Source organism: Streptomyces bambusae, assembly GCF_019400985.1.
Classification (GTDB): domain Bacteria; phylum Actinomycetota; class Actinomycetes; order Streptomycetales; family Streptomycetaceae; genus Streptomyces; species Streptomyces bambusae_A.
This window is the reverse complement of record NZ_WTFF01000489.1, coordinates 1-3744: the sequence shown is the minus strand read 5'-3', so window position 1 is coordinate 3744 and position 3744 is coordinate 1. Positions and strand designations below refer to the sequence as shown.

Sequence of the window (3744 nt, the reverse complement as noted above, 5' to 3'; positions counted from 1 at the left end):
TTATAGATCTTGATGATCGTCAACGTAGCTAATGAGTGTTCATTGTTAGTGATTTTGTGTGAGTTTCAGCTGATGTATTACACTGTGTATTGTTTTTTGCTCATCTAATGCCGCTGACACCGCCATATTCAACACGTGTAAGTTCGGCGGAAGCGACAGATGTGTAAAGGAGACAGGGGCTTCGGGGCGGGGGGTGCCGGGTGGGGCGCCGGGTGCTCCGCCTGCGGCTTCGGCTGGGGCTTGTGCTGGGGCTTGGGCTTGGGCTTCGGGGCCGGGGGTGCGTGGTCCGGCCGCGGGGCCGGGTGGTCGTCGCACTCCTCCTCGGGGGCCGCGCTGTGGCCGCCCTGGCGGCGCGGCTCGTGCCGGACCTGTTCGCGCGGCTCGTGCGGCGCGGCGTGGCGGGGCTCGCGGGCCCGGGGGATCGCGACCGGGGCCTCCTCGGGCGCCTCGTGGCGCGGCTTGGCGTGCCGGGGCGCGTGCGGGTGGCCGTACTCCCGCTCCTCCAGGTAGCGCTGGAAGGTCTCGGCGTGCTCCGGGCTGAGGTAGCGGGCGTAGTCGGGGCCGTCGTCGTCGCCGTAGCCGCCGGACGCGTGCCCGCCGGACGTGTGGCCGCCGCCGTGGCCCGTGTCGTTGACGCAGGTGTTGCCGAACGCCGGGTTGAGTGCGGCGCCGCCGTCCACGCTGTTGCCGCAGACGTTCGGCGAGAGGGTGATCGGTACCGAGACGCTGTTGCCCGCCAGCACACCCGGTGAATGCGAGGCTTCGGCGACGGCCCCATGGTTGGCGTACGCCACTCCGCCGGCGATCGAGAGCAGGCTCGACGCCGCGGCCGCCGTGAGCACCCCCTTGCCCAGTACCTGTCGGCTCAGTACCTGTCGCATGGGTCCTTCCCTGGTCTTTCTCTCCGGCCCCGTGGCCGGGCTTCAGTCGAAGGTGGCCTCGGAGTGCACCGCCGTGCACTCCGAGGCCACCCCGAGGAGGTCTGCCCTTGCGGGCACAGACGCTTCGTCAGGCGCTGGGTCAGTTGTTGACGCAGGTGTTGCCGAAGGCCGGGTTCAGGAGCGCGATGATGTTCACGGTGTTGCCGCAGACGTTCACCGGGATGTGGACCGGGACCTGGAGCAGGTTGCCCGAGAGCACACCGGGGGAGTCCTTGGCCGCGCCCACGGCGTCCGCGTCGGCCATGGCGGGAGAAGCGGCACCGGCGGCCATCAGAACGCCGGCGGCGAGCACCACTGCCTTCTTGTACGTCATTTTCTCTTCGATCCTTTCCCGCAGCGGCGTATCCACTGCAGAATTAACAACGAGCGGCCCGGGGAAAAGAAACCGTGTGTTTTCCGGCTGTGGAAGATTGTGGAAGCCTGCCGGAGGCTGCGGTATTTCGCCCCGATGCCCGGGTGGTCCGGGGAGGTCCGGGAGATCCGGGAGATCCGGGTGGTCCCGGTGGTCCCGGTGGTCAAAGTGGCCCGGGTTTTTCTCTGAATTCGCGGGGAGTGAATGGCCCGGAACCGACGGCGAGGCCGCCGCGACCAGAAGGTGCGGCGGCCTCGCGGGTGCGGCGCCGGGGTCAGCTGCCGTTCGAGACGTTGCCCGAGAGGATCGGGATGTTGTCCAGGATGTGCGAGAGCGCCTCGTCGCCCTTGGCCTGGGTCGAGTTCTCGGTGCACTGCTGGTTCATCGGGTTCGACAGGATCGGGATGTCCTGGACGCCGACGTTGACGAGCGCGAGGAGCGACTGCGCGTTCACCTTGGCGGGCAGGGCGATGCAGGGCTTGTTGAAGGAGCCCTGGATGAGCGCCATCTGCGGGCTCATGTGGCCGTAGGTGGCCTGGTTGCCGTAGATCTGCGCGGCGCCGTTGCCGTTGACGGTGTTGATCCCGTTGTCGTTGCCGATTGCCATCGCCTGGGCCGAGCCCATGCCCACGACGGACGCGGCGGCGGCGGCCGTGGCCATCATCTTCTTGATCACAGTCATCCCTTTTCTGAAGGATTGCCCGGTACAGGAGCAGCCGGATCAACGGTCCCGTCCGGGCCGGGGTTGCGCGTCTTCACCCGGATGCCGCCGTCCGGGAGGGGGGCGTTGACGCTCAGGCGTTCACCTGGACCCGCCGGTTCGAACGATTGCTGCAACCGCATAACGACACGCCCTCTCCAAGGGTGCGTGCGATCGCCCAAAAGGCCGTACGAGCGAGTCCGACGTGATTCCCAGCCCGATTTCTGACAAAGTGCACTCCTGTTTTGTCGCCTTGATCGGAAATGGAGACAGGGTCACATGGGTTCCACCCGCAGAATCCTCGGTGTACTCGCCCCCCTGCTGTCCTGCCTCGTTCTTTCCGCAAACGTTCCTGCAGCCGGAGCGGCCCCTCCGGCCCCGAAGGAATTGCCCCGCATCCCGTTCACGCAGCGTTATCAGTCGGTCCAGCACGGCGGGCTGGTCCGGGCGTCCAACTCCGGCATCAGCTGCCGCAAGGAGGAGGCGCCGCAGGCCGAGCCGTGCGGCGACGTCAGGCGCGGCGCGGCCGGGGTCAACAGCGACTACGAGATGTTCTACAGCGAGGTGGACAAGGACCCCGACACCTACAACTCCACCCGCGCGGAGCTGAAGGTCCCCGCGGGCGCCAAGGTCTCCTACGCCCGCCTGTACTGGGGCGGGAACCTGCGGGTCGGTGAGCAGAAGCCCCCGCAGGACAACGGCCGGGTGCTGGTCGCCGAGCCCGGCGGGGCGTACACGGAGGTGCTGGCCGACACCCGGATCGGGCACCGCACCGACGAGGGCAGCGACGCCTACCAGGCCTCCGCCGACGTCACCCCGCTGGTGCGCCGCGGCGGCGCCGGGATGTGGACGGTCGCGCAGCTCAACATCGCCATGGGCCACTCGGCGGTGGGCGCCTGGGGCGGCTGGACGCTGGTGGTCGCCTACGAGCACCCGGACGAGCCGCTGCGCCGCCTCGCGCTGTGGGACGGCTTCGAGGCGGTGTGGGCCGGGGCCCGCCAGGAGGCCGTGGCCACGGTGGACGTGCAGGGCCTGGACGTGCCGGCCGGTGGCTCCGGGAAGGCCGGGGTGGTCGCGTACGACGGGGACCGCGGCACCCTCGGTGACTCACTCACCGTGACCGCCGACAGTGGCCGCAGGGTGCAGCTGAGCGACCCCGAAAATCCGTTCAATGATGTGATGAATTCTACTATCACAGAATTCGGACGCCCCTCGTTCAGGCGTCAGCCCGAACATATGAATAACCTCGGGTACGACGCGGACGTGTTCGATCTGAGTCCCGCCCTGTCCGGGGGTGCCCGCAGCCTTTCCTTCCAGCTCGCGGGCGAAAGCCAAGGTCAGTTCCTCGGCGTGCTCTTCGTGCAGACAGACACGCGCCGCTGAGACGTACGAAAGACCCTCCACGTGCCGTCAGAAGACATGTCCGAAGACATGACCGTCCCGTCAGCACCCCCGACCGTCCCGTCGCAGGCCCCGGCCGTCCCGTCGGAGCCGCCGGCCGTCCCGCCGGAACTCCCGGCCGCCGCGCCGGAACCCCTCACCGTCCTCCATCTGGTCCAGCCCGTGGAAGGCGGAGTCGCCCGGGTCGTCACCGACCTCGTGCGCGCCCAGTCCGCCGCTGGCCTGCGCCCCGTCGTCGGCTGCCCGCGCGGCGGGCAGCTCGCCGACGCCGCCCGTGCGGCCGGGGCGGAGGTGCACCTGTGGCGGGCCGGCCGGGCCCCCGAGGAGGGGCGGGGTCCGGGGCGGAGCCC

4 protein-coding genes and 1 pseudogene are annotated in these 3744 nt (G+C 68.9%); 2 read left to right on the top strand and 3 right to left on the bottom strand.

Going from position 1 to position 3744, the window contains the following annotated elements; all coding sequences use genetic code 11:
* Positions 1–128: 128 nt before the first annotated feature.
* The 3 genes from GPJ59_RS38755 to GPJ59_RS34510 all read right to left on the bottom strand — a co-directional run bounded on the left by GPJ59_RS38755 (position 129) and on the right by GPJ59_RS34510 (position 1969).
* Positions 129–881, bottom strand: coding sequence for a chaplin (locus tag GPJ59_RS38755; RefSeq protein WP_219671961.1), 753 nt, complete (start codon positions 879–881; stop codon positions 129–131).
* 139 nt (positions 882–1020) lie between these two features.
* A complete protein-coding gene (locus GPJ59_RS34515; protein ID WP_219671960.1) occupies positions 1021–1254 on the bottom strand; it encodes a chaplin in 234 nt (77 codons plus the stop codon).
* Positions 1255–1567: 313 nt separating this feature from the next.
* Complete coding sequence (locus GPJ59_RS34510; protein WP_219671964.1) at positions 1568–1969, bottom strand: rodlin; 402 nt, start codon at positions 1967–1969, stop codon at positions 1568–1570.
* Between the two features lie 411 nt (positions 1970–2380).
* Here GPJ59_RS34510 and GPJ59_RS34505 point away from each other — a divergent pair, with 411 nt between their 5' ends.
* Together GPJ59_RS34505 and GPJ59_RS38180 are read left to right on the top strand one after the other, a co-directional pair.
* A complete protein-coding gene (locus GPJ59_RS34505) occupies positions 2381–3376 on the top strand; it encodes a DUF3344 domain-containing protein (protein WP_258025361.1) in 996 nt (331 codons plus the stop codon).
* Between the two features lie 36 nt (positions 3377–3412).
* A pseudogene (locus GPJ59_RS38180) lies at positions 3413–3744 on the top strand (hypothetical protein); the annotation flags it as partial.

What these genes read in the sequence shown, in the direction of transcription:
- GPJ59_RS38755 (WP_219671961.1), bottom strand. Translation starts at nt 881, where the DNA reads ATGCGACAGGTACTGAGCCGACAGGTACTGGGCAAGGGGGTGCTCACG.
- GPJ59_RS34515 (WP_219671960.1), bottom strand. Translation starts at nt 1,254, where the DNA reads ATGACGTACAAGAAGGCAGTGGTGCTCGCCGCCGGCGTTCTGATGGCC.